The following is a 20,477-nucleotide window of genomic DNA, read 5'->3' as shown; positions in this document are numbered from 1 at the left end:
GGCTGTGTTGATGAGACGAATGGAAGGCGCTGAATTCGATCAACTTGTTGATTTTTTTGATCAAATGGCAACGACGAATTGGCTTTCGCAGCTTCACAGTCACTTAAAGCAACAGTCAGGGAGTTGGCAAGGAAAAGCCGTTGCCGACATTGGCTGCGGGACAGGGAGGTTGCTGCTCCGAGGCTCAACGGAAGCGTCTGAATTAACAGGCGTCGATTTATCAGCAGGCATGGTGACACGTGCCAATGCCCTTTTTCAGGAGAAAGGGATCGCCCATAAAGCAAAGGCTGTGCAAGGGGATGCCGCATCGTTGCCTCTCGCAAGCGGTGCCTTTGACATCGCCTTTTCGACATGTGTGTTGTTTTTGCTGCCAGATTTGCACCAAGGTGTAAAAGAAATGGCCCGGATTTTAAAACCAGGTGGCATCGCAATCTTGTTAAACCCTGCTCCTGCAATGGCGGTGGAGACGGCGAGAGCCTATGCACAAAAACAGCAATTTCCGAAAGAGGAAACGGACTATTTGCTTAAATGGGCGACTGTCTCTGAACGCCGCCACCGAAAAAGTACAGCGGAGTTAAGCGACATTCTAAAAAACTGGGGTTTTGCCGACGTAAGCCACGAGCTTGTGCTTGAAGGCCTGGCCTTAATCAGCAAAGCGGAAAAACAACCGGCTTCTCCTTAACAACAAAGACATCTTTCCAGAAGCACAATGATTTTGTATGCTTAATGGGAATACAAGGAAAGAGGTGGCTTGTGTGGAAGAAGCGAACGAGAAAAAGGCAGAGCTTGAAGCGCGACTAGCCAGTTGTGAAAAAACAATTGCTCATTTAGTCGATGAAAATGCAAAAGCCAATGCCAAAATCGATGCGTTATTTGGTGTCATCCGGAGCATTAGTTCAATGACCGACCGCCATTTTGTCGAAGATGCAACCGCGATATTAGAGGCAAACGGCGATTTGTATAGAGCCGATGCGTATGGGCTAAGTTTAGAAGAATATAAAAAACAATTCGGCAAGTAGTGAGCAACTTTTACTTAGCAGCTGTTTTTCGCTGTCGTTGCCTTAACGGTTTGGGGGATCAACGGAAAGGGAAATTCGATACCCGCACTCAGACCATTCTGAGTCAGCTTTTCTATTAAAGAAAGGCTGGCTTTTTTGTGTTTGCAAGCAACACGGATACGAATGGCAGGTTTGGCGAAGGGCATGCTAAACATACATTATGACGCAATGGGAATAAGTTGGGGTTAACATGAGTAAGAAACAATTGCTGTTAGTAGGAGGAGCAAGCATCGTCGTTGCTGTGCTCGCCCACGCTCTGTTTTTTTATGAAACAGCAGCTGGCCGATTTATGGTAGGGCTAAATGACGGACTTGGGCAAATCCTGCCTTTTAAGCATTTTTTATACCAACAGTTAAAAAATGGTCATTGGAGTTATTCGATCCAGTTTGGTTTAGGCGCAGGCACGTTTTCACAACTCGCCTATTATTTTTCAACAAGTATGGTTTATTCCTTCTCTTGCCTGCTTGTTTATGTCGGGGAAATGAGCGGGCTGATTGCCAACGTTGACCTGTTGTTCTGGGGAAAGGCAGCTGTGTATATCAATGCAGCTAGGTTGGCGCTGATTCTCTTTCTGGCGACGAGTGTATTCCACTACATGAACATGTCTCTTCCGTACGCCTTTTTAGGAGCCGTTTTTTATGGGGTGAGTGTCATGTATTTCACTCACGGGATTTACTGGGAATTTTTTGCTGATGCCTTTTTGTGGTTGCCTTTGCTTGTCCTAGGCGTCGAAAAGCTGATCAGGGAAGAAAACCCGTTTTGGCTGATTGCTGCCATGAGCCTGTCACTTATCAATAACTTTTATTTTTCGTATGTACATTTTATCTTTTTAAGTGTATACGCTTTGCTACGCTGGCTGATTCGCTTTCCCGAAGACCGCCTGACTATAAACGTTCAACTGCGTTATTATGTGGCGATTGCAGTGCTCAGTTTTTTCATAAGCGCGGTGGCGTTTATTCCAGCGGTTAGCGGTTTTTTTAGCAACTATCGCCCGCCGTTTACAGACAAAGTCCCACTGTTTTCTGTCCATGATAATCTTTTATACGGAAGCAAATTTTGGCTGTTGCCTCCTTTATTTGTCTTGTTTGCTTGTATAAAGCAGCTTTATGTCGACAAAACGGCACGCTTGTTTATCGTCATTGCCCTATTGTTTTGCTTGTTCCATTACAGCCCGTTTGTGGCGAGCGTCTTTAATGGGTTTTCGGCGCCACAATTTCGCTTTGAGTATATAGGGACATTTGCGGTAGGGGGCGTGATTGCCCGTGGCATGATGCACTTGCAGGCGCTAACAAAGCCTGATCTTGCCCGTGGTGTCGTTGCCATGGTAATGATTTATATGCTCGCTTTTCTTCTTGACGATACGTTGTCATTGCCTTTTTTCTCTAGCCAGTATGCAGTCGGCATCGCCATTTTGGCTGTCGTAAGTGGGTTAGCCGTTTTGTGCTTGCGCCAGTCCCGCCAGAGGGTGGCTTTGCTTTGCGTCTTGTTCATCGTTTGCCAATTGCTGTTCATTAACGTCGGAGCGAGCACGTTTTTTTCGACTACAAGTACAAAACAAGCATCTGAACGCTTTATGAGCAGCGAGTCATACGATTCGCCTCAACAAGGGGAACTGATCGAACAAGCGTTAAAAAGGAAAAAACACCCATTGGCCCGAATCGAATGGATGGTCGATTTCCGCAACAACACTCCGCTCATACAAGGTTTTTATGGCAATAGCGCCTATTCAAGTGTGCTGAACGGAAACATTCTCCAGTTTTACTACGATCATTTGCAAATTGACATGGGAAGAGAAAGTGTCAGCCGGTATTACGGTTTTGGTGATCGCACCAATCTCCATAGCCTTATGAACGTTCAATTTAAATTAGTTGACAAAAAGGAAGAGACTGCTATTCCTTACGGCTTCACTCTTTTCTCTGAAAATGATCGTTATGCGTTATATGAAAATCAATGGCTGCTCCCATTTGCCAGGGCAACGTCAAACGTCTTCCTTGAGGAAGACTTAGAAAAGTACAGTCCGCTTGTTCGCGAACATGCGATGTTAGAAGGGATTGTGCTCGCATCTGGAAAAGCAACCGCCAAAGCGGTTCCAGAGACAGATGTATTGGAAAGGGCGCGAATCAACGCAGTAGGAGGCACATACAAGAACGGCACACTCACTGTTACGGATAAGGTCGGCGGCATTGATATTGTATTTGTGAACCGGGCTGCCGAGGAAATCGATGATTATGTTTCGTTTTATTTGCAAAACCACTCGAAAACGGCACCCCGTTTTACATTGCAAGTCAACGATTACAAAGCGTGGCGCAAATCACGGAGTTCGATTTACAAAACAGATGCCAATGATTTGACCATTCGCGTTCCTTCTCGTGAAATCGTGTCGTTACGAGTACCAAAAGGCATATACACACTTAAGGACTTATCGCTTCAAAGTGAGACGTATCAACGGCTCCAATATGTGTATGCCCGTGAGGCAAACAAACCCATTCACGTTTCCTTTGAGGGTCGAACACTGCGTCTTTCCTACGACAATAAAAAAGGCGACACTCATTTAACTGTCCCAATCCCTTATGAGAAAGGATGGGAAGTGAGCGTCAATGGGAAGAAGCAGCAAGTCGAAAAGGCCAATTATGCTTTCCTCGGCACGGCGATTGCAGAAGGGAAAAATGAGATTGTCTTTTCTTATTTGCCGCCTTATTTTCGCACATCGCTTCTTCTAAGTGGATGTGGATTGTTGGCGACAGCGATGTGGATATATGTGCGCTGGCGAAGTACGTCATAAATGGCTAACAACACTCCTGTTTGCCGCTCTCGCCTGCGACCGTACAGGAGTGTGTTGTGCGATCATCGTACGTTTTCTAATCGATACGAAGCGAGCGGACAACGTCTTCTTTTGGCGTTACGTAAAGCGTCGTCTGCTTGTCGTATGTGACATAGCCAGGCTTGGCGCCGCTTGGTTTTTTCACATAGCGGATTTTCGTATAATCGACAGGAACAGAAGCGGAGTCACGCGCTTTCGAGAAAAAGGCGGCGACAAGCGCTGCTTCTGTTAACGTTTCCTCATCTGGAGAGGCCGAGCGGATGACGACGTGTGAACCTGGGATGTCTTTCGTGTGGAGCCAAATGTCATCTTGCCGTGCGAGACGGTTTGTCAAATAGTCGTTTTGGCGGTTGTTTTTCCCTACTAAAAACTCAATGCCAGTAGAAGAACGGTATGTTTCCAACTGCGGTTTATCCAGTTGTTTTTTCTTCTTTTTGCCTTGTTGCCGCTTTTTAATGTAGCCACCTTCAATCAGCTCTTCGCGAATTTCCTCGATGTCGCGTGGAGAGGCAGAAGCCATTTGCGCGAGCAGCGAATCAAGATAGGCCAGTTCTTGTTCTGTTTTCTCTTGTTGGTTCATGACTTCAATACGCGCTGTCTTCGCTTTCTGGTAGCGTTTAAAATAGGACTGCGCATTTTCCGCTGGGCTTTTCTGCGGGTCGAGGGCAATGGTGATGGTTTGCCCATTTTCGTCATAATAGTCAATGACGTCTACCGATGAAGCGCCGCGGTCAACAGCATGAATGTTGGCAGTTAGCAACTCACCTCGTTTTTGGTAGCTGTCTGCTTCATCTGCTTGTTGAAGCGTCTGCTCTAACTTTTTTAACTTCCGTTTGTTTTTTTGGTATTCGTTTTTGAGCAAGCGCTCCAGATCGAACGCTTGTTGTTTGACCCGGTCTCGTTCTGCTTTGCCGTAGTAATAGCGATCTAAAAGAGCGCTTGGTGAGGAATACACGTGGCGTTCCCCGTCTTTATGACTTAGATGGATGACTGAAAAAAAGTCTTTTTCACCTTGTACGAGTTCTAGCGTGTACTCGTGGTTTTTCAACGGTGCCAACGTGCTAACAAATGCAGGGGGCAACGTTTGCCGGTTCGCCAATTTGGCCCGGGCGACAATTTCAGCTGCGATCAAGGGAGAAAGACCCGCAAATGATTGGACAAGTTGTTTGTCCAATTTCCCTCCATGAAAGTCAAGCGCGAAAAGAACATCTTCTTCTGTCGCCGTAAGAGGATCGAGTTTATTTTGCTCTGGTGGCCATTTATATGGCTGTCCAGGACCAACGAGACGGTAACTGCTTTGGTCAAAGCGGACGTGCTTAATGCTGTCGATAATCGTGTTTGTTTTTTCGTCAACTAAAATAATGTTGCTATGTCGCCCCATGATTTCCACAATCAACGTTTTTTCTGTTGTATCGCCAAGCTCATCTTTATTGGCGACTTTTAAGACAATTATCCGGTCATAGACATGTTGGGTAATCGACGTAATGATGCCGCCTTCCAAGTGTTTCCGCAACAGCATACAAAACATCGGCGGCTCGGCGGGGTTGTCGTATTTTTCCGTTGTTAAGTGCAGGCGTGCAAACACAGCGTTGGCAGAGGCGAGAAGGGCACGGGTCTTCCCTTTTGCTCGAACTGTAAATACAAGTTCTGTTTTAAATGGCTGGTGGATTTTATTAATCCGGCCGCCGACTAATTGCTGCAATTCATGTGTGATTGCTCTTGTCATCATGCCGTCAAAAGACATGTATCTCACCTCTTCATTCCTCATCTTCCGTTGCGACGATGTTTCACAATGAGTATAGCATTTTTTTGCCTGACACTGAATAAGATGGCTTGTATACCGAAGCATGTACAAGTTAGGGGGGCATCTTGTGAGTACAAGTGAATGTGGGGTGAGGCAATGAAATGGTATAGCATGAAGCCAGAGGAAGTCGAGTACAAAACAAATACAGATATAGCGAAAGGATTGACAGATAAAAATGTCAAAAAGCGCCTCAGCACATATGGCCCGAACAAACTAAAAGAAGCGCCACGGCCATCAGCGTTGGCCACGTTTCTGGCGCAATTTAAAGACTTTATGGTGCTTGTTTTGTTGGCTGCGACGCTCGTATCTGGTTTGATTGGCGAAGTGCTCGATGCGATTACAATTATGTGCATTGTGTTGCTAAATGGGATTCTCGGTTTTGTCCAAGAGCGCAAAGCCGAAAAATCACTTGATGCCTTAAAGGAGCTGTCAGCACCTAAGGTGGATGTCCTGCGCAATGGCGAATGGGGGCACGTTCCTTCAGCTGAAGTCGTCCCTGGTGATGTGATCAAAATAGGGCCTGGCGACCGAGTTGGCGCTGATATACGCTTGATCCACGTAGCCGGCTTGCGCATTGATGAAGCCTCGCTCACTGGCGAGTCCGTCCCTGTCCACAAACATGGACAGGAAATCGCCAAGCTGGATGTGCCAATCGGCGATCAGGAAAACATGGCATTTATGGGAACGATGGTGACGCAAGGAAGCGGAGTTGGCATTGTTGTCGGTACAGGAATGAAAACGGAAATGGGGAAAATCGCCCATTTATTGCAAGAAGCGCAACCTGTCATGACCCCTTTGCAACGGCGGTTGGAGCAGCTTGGCAAAACGTTGATTGCTGTCGCCCTATTCTTAACGGCGCTTATCGTCTTGATTGGCTTGCTTCAAGGTCATGATTTGCATACGATGTTTATTTCCGGTGTTTCTCTTGCCGTTGCAGCTATCCCAGAAGGTTTGCCAGCGATTGTCACTGTTGCACTCGCTCTAGGTGTGCAGCGAATGATTAAGCGCAAAGGAATTGTCCGCAAACTCCCAGCAGTCGAGACGCTCGGTTGTGCAACCGTCATTTGCTCTGATAAAACCGGCACCCTTACACAAAACAAAATGACGGTCAAGCAGCTATGGGCGAACAATGAATGGCTTCATGTGAGTGGCACAGGTTATGAAGCAGAGGGCGAATTTACGAAAAACGCAGAAGTAGTGGCGATTGCAAAACGTCCGACTTTTTGCCGATTGCTTAGTTATGGCGTCTTGTGTAGCAACGCTCAATTTGTTGAAAAACAAGAGGGAAAGAAAAAAAGCAAAACCGGCCTTTCTCTTGATGGCGACCCGACGGAAGGGGCTATTATCATTGCTGCTTTAAAAGCGGGCTTTACGAAAGGAGGGCTAGCAGCAACCTACAAGCGAGTCGAAGAATTTCCATTCGATTCAACGAGGAAAATGATGAGTGTGATCGTTAAAGACGAAAGCGGCAAAGCCTATGTCGTCACAAAAGGAGCACCTGATGTCGTTCTTGCCCGCTGCAACGCAGTTGCCACGGATGGGCGCACAGAGACGTTGACAGCAACCAAACAGACTGAAATTGAGGGCGTTGTCGAGCAAATGGCATCAAAAGCGCTAAGGACATTGGCGATTGCTTACCGTCCTTTGATGGGAAAGGAGAATGTCAAAGATGGCGATGATGCCGAAAGGAATTTAATATTAGTCGGCATCCAAGGCATGATTGATCCTCCTCGGGCAGAAGCAAAAGATGCGATCCAAGAGTGCCGAGAAGCGGGAATTAAAACGGTTATGATTACAGGCGACCATCAAGTGACGGCTGCCGCGATTGCGAAAGAGTTGCAGATTTTGCCAAAGGGCGGAAAAGTCATGGACGGAAAAACACTTTCCCGTTTATCGGTTGAAGAACTGGAAGAAGTCGTTGACGATGTGTATGTCTATGCCCGCGTTTCCCCTGAGCATAAATTAAAAATTGTCAAAGCACTGCAAAAGAATGGCGATATTGTCGCCATGACTGGGGATGGTGTTAACGATGCGCCAGCAATTAAGCAGGCGGACATCGGCATCGCTATGGGAGTGACAGGCACAGACGTTGCTAAAGAAGCTTCGTCACTTGTCCTTGCTGATGACAACTTCCTTACAATAAAGGAAGCAATAAAAGAAGGGCGCAACATTTACGAAAACATTCGCAAGTTTATCCGCTATATGCTGGCTTCGAACGTTGGCGAAATTTTGGTGATGTTATTTGCCATTCTGCTCGGCATGCCTCTGCCGCTTGTCGCCATTCAAATTTTATGGATCAACCTAGTGACAGACGGGCTTCCTGCTGTTGCTCTTGGAATGGACCAAGCGGAAGGGGATGTAATGAAGCGGAAGCCGCGCAAACAAGACGAAGGTGTCTTTGCCCGGGGACTTGGCTGGAAGATCATTAGCCGTGGTTTTATGATCGGCGCGGTAACGATTGCTGCCTTCTCACTCACCTATGAAAATGATCCGGCACAGCTTACGCTTGCGCAAACCGTTGCCTTTTTAACGCTTGTCATGGCCCAGTTAATCCATGTGTTTGACTGCAGAAGCGAATATTCGATTTACCACCGTCATTTGTTTGAAAACAAATACTTAGTTGGCGCTGTTTTCATTTCGATCTTGTTAATGGTAGCCGTTATTTATGTGCCTCAGTTGCAGCCTGTCTTCCATACAGTTGCGTTAGGGTTTAGAGAATGGCTGCTTGTTATTGGCATGGCGGCAATTCCAACGGTCGTCCTTGGCGGTTTCCAGCTATTTAAAAAGGAACCAAAGAACAACGCTAGAGAAAATACCCCCCTTGCCCCTTAAGCAAGGGGGCATTTTGTTGATGTCTTGTAAAAAATGAGGTAAAATACAAGATTGAATACGTATCTACTTGGGACTTCATAATCATTCGTATAACTCCTAGAAGATTTGGTATAATGGATGATAGAATGCATGGCTGACCGAAAACGGGGGATTATTTCATGACGATAAAGCTTATTAACATCGGGTTCGGCAATATTGTTTCCGCAAACCGGATCATTTCAATTGTCAGCCCGGAATCCGCGCCAATCAAACGAATTATGCAAGAGGCGCGTGACCGCAATATGTTGATTGATGCAACCTACGGTCGGCGAACGAGAGCTGTTATTGTTACAGACAGCGACCATGTCATCTTGAGCGCCGTTCAACCAGAAACGGTCGCCCAACGGCTACATACGAAAGAGGATGGAGTGGAAGACGCCTAAGCGAAAATGGAGGTAGAGTCAGTTTGATGAAAAGAGAAAAAGGGCTGCTTATCGTATTATCAGGGCCAGCAGGCGTCGGCAAAGGCACGGTTTGCGGGGCATTGCGGAACCAGAATACAGCGATTGAGTATTCTGTTTCGGCGACGACGCGGAAACCACGCGAAGGCGAAAAGCATGGTGTCAACTATTTTTTTAAAACGCGAGAACAATTTGAGCAAATGATCGAGGATGGAAAATTACTAGAATGGGCCGAGTATGTCGGCAATTATTATGGCACGCCCATTGACTATGTCCAGGAGACGATCAATGCTGGGAAAGACATTATTTTAGAAATTGAAGTGCAAGGAGCGCAAAAAGTCCGAACCGTATTTCCAGAAGGGGTATTTATTTTTTTAGCGCCTCCAAGCTTAAAAGAATTGCGTGACCGGATTGTCGGACGCGGCACGGAAACAGAAGACATTATTAATGAACGGATGACCGTAGCAAAAGAAGAAATTGATTTAATGACCATGTATGATTACGTCGTCGAAAACGATAAAGTCGAATGGGCCGTTGAGCGGATTAAAGCGATTGTAACAGCTGAACATTGCAAACGGGAACGCCTAATAAAAAAATACAAAGAACTTGTGGAGGTCGAAAAATAATGCTGTACCCTTCAATTGACAATTTGCTAGAAAAATTGGATTCAAAATACTCGCTTGTTACAGTCTCTGCACGCCGTGCTCGTGAAATGAAAGAAGACTCTGCCCGGGTGCCACTTGTGGAAAAGCCGAAGTCATATAAGTTTGTCGGCATTGCCCTTGAGGAAATTGTGAACGACCAGCTGACAAAGCGTGTGCCAAAAGAGGAGCAGTGAAAAAAGCGAATAAAAACGAAAGCTGTCTTCGTACACATTTGGTTTGCCATAACGGCACCTTTGCCCAAAGAAGACAGCTTTTTTGCATCTTTGCCTAAATGGAGGAAAGCACGATGTTAAAAAACAAGACGATTGTAGTAGGTGTGAGCGGAGGCATCGCCGCTTTCAAGACAGCAGCGCTTGTCAGCAAGTTAACACAGGCGGGAGCGAACGTTTATGTGGTCATGACAGAAGCAGCCACGAAGTTTGTAACGCCTTTGACGTTTCAAGCACTATCTCGCAATCCTGTTTATACAGATACATTTACAGAACCAGACGCAACAAAAATTGCCCATATTGACATTGCTGACCAGGCAGATCTTGTTTTGATTGCTCCTGCAAGCGCCAATACAATTGCGAAATTAGCGGCAGGCATTGCTGACAACATGCTGACAACGCTTGTGTTGGCAACGAAAGCGCCAGTGGCATTAGCGCCAGCAATGAACGTCAACATGTACGAACACCCGTCTGTACAGGAAAACATGGAAAAACTGCGGTCTTATCATTATCAATTAATTGAGCCTGGTGCTGGTTATCTCGCGTGCGGGTGGGTCGGCAAAGGCCGTATGGCCGAGCCAGAGCAACTGCTCGAACTGGTCGATACGCTTTTGGAAGAGGCGACAGATTTGCGTGGCAAACAGGTAATCGTAACGGCAGGACCAACAAGGGAACCTCTTGACCCAGTTCGTTTTTTCAGCAATTACTCTTCTGGAAAAATGGGGTATGCGCTCGCACAAGAAGCGCGGCGACGCGGCGCTCATGTCACGTTAATAACAGGTCCGACGGCGCTTGAAGCCCCTGTTGGCGTTGAAACGGTCGCCGTACAAACTGCTGAGGAGATGTACAATGCGGTAAATAAGCGCTATCAACAAGCGGACATCGTCATAAAAGCAGCAGCAGTTGCCGATTACCAACCTGTTGACGTTTTTGCCCATAAACAGAAAAAAAACGCAGACGAATGGTCGGTTGTACTAGAGCGGACAAAAGACATCTTGCGTTTTCTTGGCGAACATAAAAAGGAACAAATTCTTGTCGGCTTTGCGGCCGAGTCTGAGCAACTGCACACATACGCCAAAAGCAAGCTTGAGAGAAAAAACCTTGACTTAATCGTCGCGAACAACATTACTACTGAAGGCGCTGGCTTTGATGTTGATACAAATGTGGTCACTGTATTTACTAGAGATGGACAGGAAACGGCTTATCCGCAAGCCTCAAAACAAGAGGTAGCCAAGCAAATCCTCAATGAACTAGAAGCTTATATGAAAAGGCGTGAAGCGTAAAGTGATTGCCCGTGTCATTGTTGATGTGCCGACAGCACAGACGGACAGGCTATTTGATTACGAAGTGCCGCACGAATGGCGAGCGTTTGCGCGCCCAGGTGCCCGTGTGATCGTCCCTTTTGGGCCTAGGCGCATACAAGGCTTTGTCGTCGCTCTTGAACAAACGAGCGAAGCAACGAAACTAAAGCCAATCAGTGAAGTGCTTGATCCATTGCCAGTGCTTAGCGAAGAATTGTTAGAACTTGGGGACTGGTTGGCAAAAACAACTGTTTGTTACAAAGTCAAAGCGTTTTTTGCGATGCTGCCAGCCGCTTTAAAAACAAAAGTCAGCAAACAAGTAGAGCGTAAAGCGGCACTGGATTTGTTGCCATTGCCGCTGCAAACGTTGTTCGCGGACCACGATGTCGTACCATGGGAAGAAGCACGTAGTCTTATGAAACAAGATTTGTCGCTTCTCAAAACAGCGCTTGACGAAGGGGACGTCTCGCTCGTTTATAAAGTGACTGAACAAGGCGCCAAAAAGACAGCGAAACTGGTACAAGCTTTGCCGAAACAAGTAGAGGACATTCCCGAACGTGCCAAAAAGCAGCGGGAACTTTTTTGCTATTTGCAGGAAAATGGCCCACTCCTAACCAAGGACGCGCTACAACAGAGCAAAACGACTAGAGCAACATTAAAAGCGTTAATTGAAAAAGGGTTTGCGGAAGAGACGGACGTAGAAGTTTACCGTGATCCGTTGCAACATGAGCAAATCCCTCCTAGCGCCCCTCTGGAATTAACACCAGCGCAGGCAGCGGTGATTGCCCCCATTGAAGCAGCGATTGAAAACGGCCGCCATGAAGCGATGCTCCTTCATGGCGTAACAGGGAGTGGGAAAACGGAAATTTACTTGCAAGCCATCGCAAAAGTGTTGGAAAAAGGCAAAGAAGCGATGATGCTTGTACCGGAAATTTCATTAACACCGCAAATGGTCACACGTTTTAAGGCAAGGTTCGGTGACTTGGTGGCGATTATGCATTCTGGTTTATCGAATGGCGAAAAATATGATGAATGGCGGAAAATCCACCGCAAAGAAGTCAAAGTTGTGGTTGGAGCGCGCTCGGCTGTGTTTGCTCCGTTTACAAACATTGGTCTCATCATCATTGACGAAGAACACGAAACAAGCTACAAACAAGAAGAAACGCCGCGCTACCATGCGAAGGATGTGGCCCTTTACCGGGGACGGAAGCACGAGGCTCCCGTTCTTTTAGGCAGCGCCACGCCTTCAGTTGAATCGTTTGCGCGTGCAAAAAAGGGCGTCTACCGCCTTTTGTCTTTGAGGGAACGCATTAAAGGCCGCCCCCTCCCAGAGGTCGACGTTGTCGATATGCGTGAAGAACTGCGACGTGGCAACCGTTCGATGTTTTCCGGGCAATTGCTGCAAGCATTGCAAGCACGCCTTGAACGCAACGAACAAAGTGTGCTGTTTTTAAACAGGCGCGGCTACTCGACGTTTGTTATGTGTCGGGATTGTGGTTATGTGGCCAGCTGTAGCCATTGTGACATTTCCTATACATACCACCGGGCTGGCAATTCGCTCAAATGCCATTACTGCGGCGATGAACAGCCAATGCCAAAGACGTGCGCAGAATGCGGAAGCGATCATATTCGTTTTTTTGGCTCTGGTACGCAAAAAGTCGAAGAAGAGTTAGCGCGCCTTTTGCCTGAAGCAAAAGTAATCCGCATGGACGTCGATACAACGAGAAAAAAAGGGGCGCATAAACAACTTCTGGAAGCATTCGGGAAAGGTGATGCTGACATCTTATTAGGAACACAAATGATTGCCAAAGGGCTCGATTTTCCGCGGATTACCCTTGTTGGCGTATTAACAGCGGACACGATGCTGCATATTCCTGATTTCCGCAGTGCTGAGCGGACATTCCAACTGTTGGAACAAGTGGCAGGGAGGGCAGGGCGTGACCAGCTTAAAGGCGAGGTCATTATCCAGTCGTATACACCTGATCACTATAGCATCCAGCTCGTAAAAAGCCATGACTATGAACAGTTTTTCGCTAAGGAAATGCAACTGCGCAAACAGGGCAGTTATCCGCCTTATTACTATATGGCACTCTTAACCATTTCCGATACAGAGCTAGCGAGCACGATATCAGCCGCACAAAAAGTTGCCCGTTACTTAAAAGAAAGCTTAAACGAAGAAACCGTTGTCCTCGGACCAGTTGTCTCGCCAATTGCCAGGATCAAAGATAGATATCGCTACCAATGCGTGATAAAATACAGGCATGAACCAAAGCTTCAAGAAATACTTGATACCGTCATGCGCCATTATTTGCGCGATGCAACGAACAAAAAACTGCAAATTAGCATAGATGTAAATCCGCATTTCTTTATGTAAGTAAGGAGTGGAACTGTTGAAAATTGTGTTTATGGGAACGCCGGCATTTTCAGTGCCGATTTTAAAACGGCTGATCGATACTCATACGGTATTGGCAGTCGTCACACAGCCTGACCGCCCCGTTGGGCGCAAACGCCTGCTAACGCCAAGCCCAGTAAAAGAAGAAGCGCAAAAACATGGAATTCCCGTATTGCAACCGGAAAAAATTCGTAAGCAGTATGAAGACATTCTTGCGTTTGCGCCGGAGTTAATCGTAACCGCTGCTTACGGGCAGATTGTCCCAAAAGCTGTCCTTGATGCTCCTCCATACGGGTGCATCAATGTGCATGCTTCACTGTTGCCAAAATACCGCGGAGGGGCCCCGATTCATCAAGCGATTATCGACGGCGAGAAACAAACAGGCATTTCGATTATGTATATGACAGAAAAGCTTGATGCCGGAGCTGTACTTTCCCAGCAGGCGGTAGCGATAACAGATGAAGACGACGTGCAGACGATGCATGACAAGCTAAGCGCGATTGGCGCTGACTTGCTTGAAAAAACGATTGTTGCTTTAGAACAGGGTACAATTGAGGCAGTTGCGCAAGATGAGGACAAGGCAACGTTTGCTCCTAATATCAAACGGGAGCAAGAAGTACTCGATTGGCAAAAGCCAGCAAGGGCGCTATTCAACCAAGTGCGCGGCATGCGCCCGTGGCCAGTTGCCTACACGCTTATAAATGGCAACCGTTTGAAAGTGTGGGAGGCAAACGAAATAGCAGGGGAGCATGACCGTGAGCCTGGTGAAATCCTAGCCGCGACAAAACAAGGAATTGACGTTGCTTGTGGGAATGGGACGATTTTGCGATTGACAGTTGTCCAGCCAGCAGGAAAAAAAGCGGTGCTAGCAAACCACCTGCTGCAAGGAGCCCATCCGTTCCAAGTAGGAAAGCGTCTCGGTGAAGGGCATGAATAGGCCGAGCGTTCGCGAAGTGGCGCTTGATGCGCTGCTCAAGGTCGAGAAAAACCAAGCGTATAGCCATCTGTTGCTTCATTCGACTTTAACAAACGCCGGATTGGACAAGCGCGACAGCGGGCTGCTAACGGAACTCGTTTACGGTACGATTGCCAGGAAGCGAACGCTTGATTACTATTTGGCGCCTTTTATAAAATCGGGTAAAAAACGTGCTTTATGGGTAGATGTACTCTTGCGCCTTTCTGTCTATCAAATGGTATATTTGGACCGCATTCCTGACCGTGCAGTTGTCCATGAGGCGGTTACGATTGCCAACAAACGAGGCCATAAAGGCATTAGCGGCCTTGTCAATGGTGTCCTCCGCTCCATCCAACGGCAAGGATTGCCGGACGTGGGCGCGATTGCTGATCCAATCGAGCGAGCCGCCGTGCATACGAGCCATCCGCAATGGCTAATGGCTCGCTGGATGAACCAATACGGCGAAAACGATGCGATTGCAATGGCAAATGCCAATAACATTCCCCCTGAAGTGTGTTTGCGCGTCAATAGGATGAAGACAACAGCAGCAGAACTAGTGGCGCATTTAGGGCATGAAGGGGTTGAGGCAGAAACGAGCAAGCTGCTACCTGATTTGGCTGTCATAATAAAAAAAGGCAATCCATTTGTAGGGAAAGCCTACAAAGAAGGACTTTTCACCGCTCAAGACGAAGCGTCTATGCTTGTAGCTAAGCTTCTTGGTCCAGAAGAGGGAATGGATGTCCTTGATGCTTGTGCGGCGCCTGGAGGGAAAACCACCCATATTGCCGAACAAATGAGCGGGACGGGTCATATTTTAGCTCTAGACCTCCACCCTCATAAAGTGAAGCTCATTGCCGAGCAAGCAGCGAGGCTCGGTCTTGAGAACATTGAAACACGTGCAGAAGATGCGAGGACGCTTCAAACAAAAAAACACTATGACCGCGTCCTTGTCGATGCGCCTTGTACGGGATTTGGCGTTATTCGACGCAAGCCTGACATTCGTTGGTCGAAGACAGAAAAGGACGTTAAACACATTGCCAATGTCCAAGCAGCGATTCTCGCCCATGCAAGCCAGTTTGTCAAACAGGGCGGCACGCTTGTCTATAGCACGTGTACCATTGAAAAGGAAGAGAACGAACATGCGATAGAACGCTTTTTAGACACTCATCCACAGTTCGAAACGAATGAACGATTTTATAGAAGGCTGCCTGATCACATTCAAGCAAACGGGCGTTTTAGTCCGCTTGGCTTAACGATTTTGCCCCATGATTTTGGCACAGACGGGTTCTTTATGGTTGCTTTAACACGGAAGTCTTAATGAGCCTGGGCGCAAAGAAGAGACTGCTAAATGAGGTGACGTTTTTGATTGAAAGCACAGCATTTTTAACAGATGTAGGCAAAGTGCGGTCCCATAATGAAGACAATGGCGGCATTTTTGTATCGGCAGCAGGTACGCTTGCAATCGTCGCTGACGGCATGGGCGGCCATTCTGCCGGCGATGTTGCTAGCCGCCTGGCGACAGAAGTAATGGAGGCCGAGTGGCGCAAGGTAAAAGAGCCTCTGTCAGCGTCATCTGCAGAACAATTTTTAAAGGAGGCGTTTGAACACGCCAATGCCTCGATTTTGGCCCATGCCAAAGAGAATCCTGATTGCGAAGGGATGGGCACAACTGCTATTGCTGCTGTCTGTACAGAAGAATACACGACGATTGCCCATGTCGGTGATAGTCGCGCCTATATTTATAATGGAAAGCAGTTGGTCCAGCAAACCGATGACCATTCTCTTGTTGCAGAGTTGGTCCGCAGTGGCCAAATTTCTGCAGAAGAAGCTGACCACCATCCCCGGAAAAACATCGTGCTACGGGCACTCGGTACAGAAGCGCAAGTGAAAGTCGATTCTTTTACGATTCCTTCTGAGTTTATCGATACGCTAATGATCTGTTCGGATGGTCTGTCCAACAAGCTTGCCATTAAAGAGTTGCAAGTCGAGGTCGAGCGCAAAGAGGAGCTGTCTGTCATCGCCAAGTCTCTGATTGCTCGAGCAAATGAACGTGGCGGAGAGGATAATATATCGATCGCTCTTGTCCGTTTTAGCAAGGAGATAGGTGAATAATATGATAGGCGAACGAATTGGCGGGCGTTACGTCGTTTTGGACAGCATTGGCGGCGGCGGAATGGCCAATGTTTATTTAGCGCTGGATGTGATTCTTGATCGGCACGTGGCAGTAAAAGTGCTCCAGCCACAATTCTCGGAAGACGAACAATTTATTAACCGTTTTAGACGTGAAGCCCAGGCAGCGACAAGTCTAGCCAACCCGAATATCGTAAACATTTACGATGTTGGCGAGGAAGACAACGTCTACTACATTGTGATGGAATATGTGCGAGGACGCACCCTAAAGCAAGTGATTCAAGAAGAAGGGCCTTTAGACATTGCTGTTGCCCTTGATTACTTTAAGCAAATTTTATACGGTGTCGGCCATGCCCACGCCATGCAAATCGTCCATCGGGACATTAAGCCGCAAAACATCTTAATTAGCGAAAATGGCGAAGCGAAGGTAACCGATTTCGGAATTGCGAGGGCGATGACGTCGGCAACGATTACCCATACCAATTCTGTTATGGGCTCTGTCCATTACTTATCGCCGGAGCAAGCACGTGGCGGCCATGTCACTTATCGATCTGACATATATTCACTGGGCATTGTCTTATATGAAATGGTGACCGGGCAGATTCCGTTTTCTGGCGATACGGCTGTTTCGATCGCAATCAAGCATTTACAAAACGACATACCCTCTGTACGTGAATTGGTGCCAAGCGTCCCTATAAGTGTTGAAAATGTTATTAGGAAAGCGACTCAAAAAGACCCGCTGCAACGCTATGAATCTGCAGAGGAAATGGTCTGGGCTTGCGATGCTGCACTATCAGCGGATGCTGAGGAAGATGTCGCTTTTGTCGAAGACACGGTTAGTGACGAAACGACAAAGGAATTGCCGATTATTGGCGTTTATGCCGATAAACAATTAGAAGATACCATTGCCGTGCCAAGCAAACCTAGTAATCATCAAGAAGAGGCAGAGGGTGACAACGTGCCTGAACCGGAAGCGAACACCACTTCTGATGATGGCAACGGAGTGAAAAAGAAAAAGCGGAAAAAATGGCTATGGTTGAGCGCGGTTGCACTAGCAGTGCTCATCGGGGCGACGGTCCTCGCTTTTACGTTTTGGAACGCGCTTTTCTTCGTTCCTGAGCAAGAAGTGCCTGACGTTGTCAATATGACCGAAGCAGAAGCGGTTGAGGAAATTGAAGCCCGTAATCTACGGGTAGAAACGGAAGAAATCGCCGATGAAAACTACGATGAAGGGCGCGTCGCCAGACAAAATCCACAAGCGGGCCGCGTCATTAAAGAAGGCCAGCCAGTTAAACTGTTTATAAGCGCCTCGAAAGATGAAGTCAAAATTGATGATTACCAAGGGCTAACCCTTTCGTCGGCAACGAGGCTTCTTGAGCAGAAAGGATTTTCTGTAGAGACACAGCCACGGGAAGACAACAGCGAGCCGGAAAACACAGTATTGTCCCAAAGCCCGTCGCCGGACACAATGGCCGTTCCTGCCGAGACGACGGTCGTGCTCACATACAGCGTGCCTGAATCGATTCAGTTGGATGACTTGACGAACCAAACAGAAGATGATGTACGCGCTTATTTTAATAGCGAAGGGTTGCGCGGCTCTTTTTCGAGGGAATACGACGACGAAATCGCGGAAGGGCGGGTTATTAGCCAGTCTCCAGAACCATTGTCAACGCTAGAGAGAGGGGACAATGTGAGCGTGGTGCTATCAAGAGGGCCAGAGCCGCTTCAAGAACAGCCTGGCTCACCTCCAGCGGAAGTTCCCGAGCAGCCTACAGATGAAGCCGAAGACCCTGTAGAAGAAACGCCAACTCAAGGCGAAGACAATGAGGGAGACCCGACGATGGTTTATCGCGTCACGCAAACGATTGTCGTATCAGAAGAACAGCAAGCAGATGGGCAAAGTTTTGACATTCGCATCGTTGGCAAAGATGCCGATTCACAAGGTGATGAACGAGTGCTTGTGGAAGAGACGATTACCGAGACGACTGATTTTGAAATCGATTTGCGTGTAAGTCCTAGCTATACAGGCTCTTACGATGTATATATAAATGATGAATTTAACCGGCAGTCGCAAATCTATACGTACACCGAGGAAGAGGAATAGGCGCAACGGCGACGTATGTGAGCGTTTATTTACAGTCGGAGGGCGTGGAAACGCGCCCTTCTTTCAATAAACGAGCAGTCAGACTTTAAAGAGAACGAGTGGTCGTGAAAATCAAGCAGAAAAGAGAGGGATGGTATGCCAGAAGGACTGATTGTCAAAGCGCTCTCTGGCTTTTACTATGTACAAAGCGAAGGGGCGCTTATCCAATGCCGAGGCAGAGGTGTTTTTCGGAAGCGCAAGCAGACGCCGCTTGTTGGCGACTATGTCGAATTTGAGGCGGAGAATGAAACGGACGGTTATGTGATGGCGATTAAAGAACGGAAAAATCAGCTAAACCGGCCACCTATCGCCAATGTTGACCAAGCGATTCTTGTCTTTTCGGCAAAGGAGCCTGATTTTCATACGCTCTTGTTGGATCGCTTTTTGGTACATATCGAACAACATGACATCAAGCCTGTATTAATCATTAGCAAAACCGATTTGCTTGAGGCGAGTGAACGGGATGCCCTAACCCGGCAAGTGGCGATGTATGAGCAAATCGGTTATCCCGTCCTATATACATCAACGAAACAGGCCGATGATCCTAGCGAATTGCTCCCGTTGTTGGCGAATCAAGTGTCGGTGATTGCTGGCCAGTCTGGAGTCGGGAAGTCTTCGCTATTGAATGCGCTTGCCCCAGAGGCGAAAATTGAAACGAATGAAATATCAAGGCACCTTGGACGGGGACGTCATACAACAAGGCATACTGAACTTTTGCCAATAGGTGAAGGCCTTGTCGCTGATACGCCTGGGTTTAGCTCGCTGGAGTTTACAGACATGGAGGCGGAAGACCTCCGCTTTTGTTTTCCAGAGTTTTTAAGTTTAATGGATGACTGTAAATTTAGAGGCTGCCTTCATGACAAGGAGCCTAAATGTGCCATTAAGGATGCAGTAGAAACGGGGGAGGTTGATTCTTTCCGCTATAAACACTATTTGCAGTTTTTACATGAAATTCAAGATCAAAAAAGGAGATATTAACATGATCAGAGTAGCGCCTTCGATTTTAGCGGGTGATTTTTCAAGAATGGGAGAGACGGTCCAAGCTTGTGACAATGCAGGCGCCGACTGGATTCATGTCGATGTGATGGACGGGCAATTTGTGCCGCCAATCACATTTGGACACCAAATGGTGGAAGCGATCCGCCCTTATACCGATCTTCCATTAGACGTCCATTTAATGGTCGAGCAGCCTGAAAAACAAATTGCGTTTTTTCAGCAAGCCGGCGCCGATTGCCTCAGTGTTCATGTTGAAGCTAGCGCTCATTTGCACCGGACGGTTGCCGCTATAAAAGAAGCAGGCATGAAAGCCGGGATTGTTCTTAATCCTGGCACCCCCGCTTATGCTGCTGAGCCTGTGCTTGCAGACGTCGATTATGTGCTGCAAATGACGGTCAATCCCGGTTTTGGCGGACAATCGTTTATCCCAGGGGCACTTGCTAATATTAAAAAGCTCCGCGCTATGATTGATGAACGCCAGCTGCCAGTGGACATTCAAGTAGACGGCGGCATCAACCCGACGACAGCACAACAATGTGTCCAAGCAGGGGCGACGATTCTTGTTGCTGGGTCGGCAGTGTTTAAAGAAGCCGATTTAGCAAAAGCGATTGCGCAAATCCGTGGGCAGTGAATGGAGCGAATTACCCCCTTATGTTAAAAGCCTTGAGAGGACTAGGAAAACAGGTCTGATTTTTCCTCTTGCTGCATAGTCTAATAATAGCTACGGGTGG

16 protein-coding genes are annotated in these 20,477 nt (G+C 47.4%); 15 read left to right on the top strand and 1 reads right to left on the bottom strand.

The genetic code is table 11. From position 1 onward, the window contains the following. Positions 1-10 precede the first annotated feature (10 nt). From BUC05_RS05235 to BUC05_RS05225, 3 genes are all read left to right on the top strand, one after another. Positions 11-682, top strand: coding sequence for a class I SAM-dependent methyltransferase (locus BUC05_RS05235; RefSeq protein ID WP_011247171.1), 672 nt, complete (start codon positions 11-13; stop codon positions 680-682). Between the two features lie 73 nt (positions 683-755). Continuing rightward, positions 756-1,019 carry a hypothetical protein gene (locus tag BUC05_RS05230; RefSeq protein WP_035201533.1) on the top strand — a complete coding sequence of 88 codons (264 nt, stop codon included), beginning with the start codon at positions 756-758 and terminating at the stop codon, positions 1,017-1,019. A gap of 229 nt (positions 1,020-1,248) precedes the next feature. Then, the gene (locus tag BUC05_RS05225) at positions 1,249-3,840 is read left to right on the top strand and encodes a YfhO family protein (protein WP_073304218.1); all 2,592 of its coding nucleotides are present in this window, start codon (positions 1,249-1,251) and stop codon (positions 3,838-3,840) included. Between the two features lie 76 nt (positions 3,841-3,916). Here BUC05_RS05225 and BUC05_RS05220 read toward each other — a convergent pair whose 3' ends face one another. Continuing rightward, positions 3,917-5,623: an Rqc2 family fibronectin-binding protein gene (locus BUC05_RS05220; protein WP_073304216.1), complete on the bottom strand. Its 1,707-nt coding sequence runs from the start codon at positions 5,621-5,623 to the stop codon at positions 3,917-3,919. A gap of 156 nt (positions 5,624-5,779) precedes the next feature. Between BUC05_RS05220 and BUC05_RS05215 the strand changes: the two genes are divergently transcribed. The 12 genes from BUC05_RS05215 (at position 5,780) to rpe (ending at position 20,377) form a co-directional block, all read left to right on the top strand. Next, positions 5,780-8,515: a cation-translocating P-type ATPase gene (locus BUC05_RS05215; RefSeq protein ID WP_011247167.1), complete on the top strand. Its 2,736-nt coding sequence runs from the start codon at positions 5,780-5,782 to the stop codon at positions 8,513-8,515. Between the two features lie 158 nt (positions 8,516-8,673). Beyond that, positions 8,674-8,937 carry an extracellular matrix/biofilm regulator RemA gene (gene remA / locus BUC05_RS05210; protein WP_011247166.1) on the top strand — a complete coding sequence of 88 codons (264 nt, stop codon included), beginning with the start codon at positions 8,674-8,676 and terminating at the stop codon, positions 8,935-8,937. 26 nt (positions 8,938-8,963) lie between these two features. Beyond that, positions 8,964-9,581: a guanylate kinase gene (gene gmk, locus BUC05_RS05205; protein WP_011247165.1), complete on the top strand. Its 618-nt coding sequence runs from the start codon at positions 8,964-8,966 to the stop codon at positions 9,579-9,581. Then, entirely contained in the window at positions 9,581-9,793 is a 213-nt protein-coding gene (gene rpoZ / locus BUC05_RS05200; RefSeq protein WP_011247164.1) for a DNA-directed RNA polymerase subunit omega, read from the top strand. Before gmk ends, rpoZ begins: the two co-directional genes overlap by 1 nt. Positions 9,794-9,906: 113 nt before the next feature. Then, on the top strand, positions 9,907-11,112 hold the full coding sequence (coaBC, locus tag BUC05_RS05195) for a bifunctional phosphopantothenoylcysteine decarboxylase/phosphopantothenate--cysteine ligase CoaBC (protein ID WP_073304214.1): 1,206 nt from the start codon (positions 9,907-9,909) through the stop codon (positions 11,110-11,112). 1 nt (position 11,113) lies between these two features. Next, positions 11,114-13,504, top strand: coding sequence for a primosomal protein N' (gene priA, locus BUC05_RS05190; protein WP_063608318.1), 2,391 nt, complete (start codon positions 11,114-11,116; stop codon positions 13,502-13,504). Between the two features lie 13 nt (positions 13,505-13,517). After that, entirely contained in the window at positions 13,518-14,459 is a 942-nt protein-coding gene (fmt, locus tag BUC05_RS05185; RefSeq protein WP_073304330.1) for a methionyl-tRNA formyltransferase, read from the top strand. Continuing rightward, the gene (gene rsmB, locus BUC05_RS05180) at positions 14,452-15,795 is read left to right on the top strand and encodes a 16S rRNA (cytosine(967)-C(5))-methyltransferase RsmB (RefSeq protein ID WP_063608400.1); all 1,344 of its coding nucleotides are present in this window, start codon (positions 14,452-14,454) and stop codon (positions 15,793-15,795) included. Before fmt ends, rsmB begins: the two co-directional genes overlap by 8 nt. A 44-nt stretch (positions 15,796-15,839) precedes the next feature. Beyond that, the gene (locus tag BUC05_RS05175) at positions 15,840-16,589 is read left to right on the top strand and encodes a Stp1/IreP family PP2C-type Ser/Thr phosphatase (RefSeq protein ID WP_035201720.1); all 750 of its coding nucleotides are present in this window, start codon (positions 15,840-15,842) and stop codon (positions 16,587-16,589) included. 1 nt (position 16,590) lies between these two features. Further along, a complete protein-coding gene (gene pknB, locus BUC05_RS05170; RefSeq protein WP_035201519.1) occupies positions 16,591-18,711 on the top strand; it encodes a Stk1 family PASTA domain-containing Ser/Thr kinase in 2,121 nt (706 codons plus the stop codon). Positions 18,712-18,846: 135 nt separating this feature from the next. Continuing rightward, positions 18,847-19,728, top strand: a complete 882-nt coding sequence (gene rsgA / locus BUC05_RS05165; protein ID WP_011247157.1) for a ribosome small subunit-dependent GTPase A — start codon at positions 18,847-18,849, stop codon at positions 19,726-19,728. 1 nt (position 19,729) lies between these two features. Continuing rightward, positions 19,730-20,377, top strand: coding sequence for a ribulose-phosphate 3-epimerase (gene rpe, locus BUC05_RS05160; RefSeq protein WP_035201517.1), 648 nt, complete (start codon positions 19,730-19,732; stop codon positions 20,375-20,377). Positions 20,378-20,477 lie beyond the last annotated feature (100 nt).

Origin of the sequence: Shouchella rhizosphaerae (genome assembly GCF_900142675.1) — a bacterium.
Taxonomy (GTDB): Bacteria; Bacillota; Bacilli; order Bacillales; family Bacillaceae_D; genus Shouchella; species Shouchella rhizosphaerae.
This window is presented reverse-complemented; position numbering and strand designations above follow the sequence as displayed.

What these genes read in the sequence shown, in the direction of transcription:
- BUC05_RS05235 (WP_011247171.1), top strand. Translation starts at nt 11, where the DNA reads ATGAGACGAATGGAAGGCGCTGAATTCGATCAACTTGTTGATTTTTTT.
- BUC05_RS05225 (WP_073304218.1), top strand. Translation starts at nt 1,249, where the DNA reads ATGAGTAAGAAACAATTGCTGTTAGTAGGAGGAGCAAGCATCGTCGTT.
- BUC05_RS05220 (WP_073304216.1), bottom strand. Translation starts at nt 5,623, where the DNA reads ATGTCTTTTGACGGCATGATGACAAGAGCAATCACACATGAATTGCAG.
- BUC05_RS05215 (WP_011247167.1), top strand. Translation starts at nt 5,780, where the DNA reads ATGAAATGGTATAGCATGAAGCCAGAGGAAGTCGAGTACAAAACAAAT.
- remA (WP_011247166.1), top strand. Translation starts at nt 8,674, where the DNA reads ATGACGATAAAGCTTATTAACATCGGGTTCGGCAATATTGTTTCCGCA.
- gmk (WP_011247165.1), top strand. Translation starts at nt 8,964, where the DNA reads ATGAAAAGAGAAAAAGGGCTGCTTATCGTATTATCAGGGCCAGCAGGC.
- rpoZ (WP_011247164.1), top strand. Translation starts at nt 9,581, where the DNA reads ATGCTGTACCCTTCAATTGACAATTTGCTAGAAAAATTGGATTCAAAA.
- coaBC (WP_073304214.1), top strand. Translation starts at nt 9,907, where the DNA reads ATGTTAAAAAACAAGACGATTGTAGTAGGTGTGAGCGGAGGCATCGCC.
- rsmB (WP_063608400.1), top strand. Translation starts at nt 14,452, where the DNA reads ATGAATAGGCCGAGCGTTCGCGAAGTGGCGCTTGATGCGCTGCTCAAG.
- pknB (WP_035201519.1), top strand. Translation starts at nt 16,591, where the DNA reads ATGATAGGCGAACGAATTGGCGGGCGTTACGTCGTTTTGGACAGCATT.
- rsgA (WP_011247157.1), top strand. Translation starts at nt 18,847, where the DNA reads ATGCCAGAAGGACTGATTGTCAAAGCGCTCTCTGGCTTTTACTATGTA.
- rpe (WP_035201517.1), top strand. Translation starts at nt 19,730, where the DNA reads ATGATCAGAGTAGCGCCTTCGATTTTAGCGGGTGATTTTTCAAGAATG.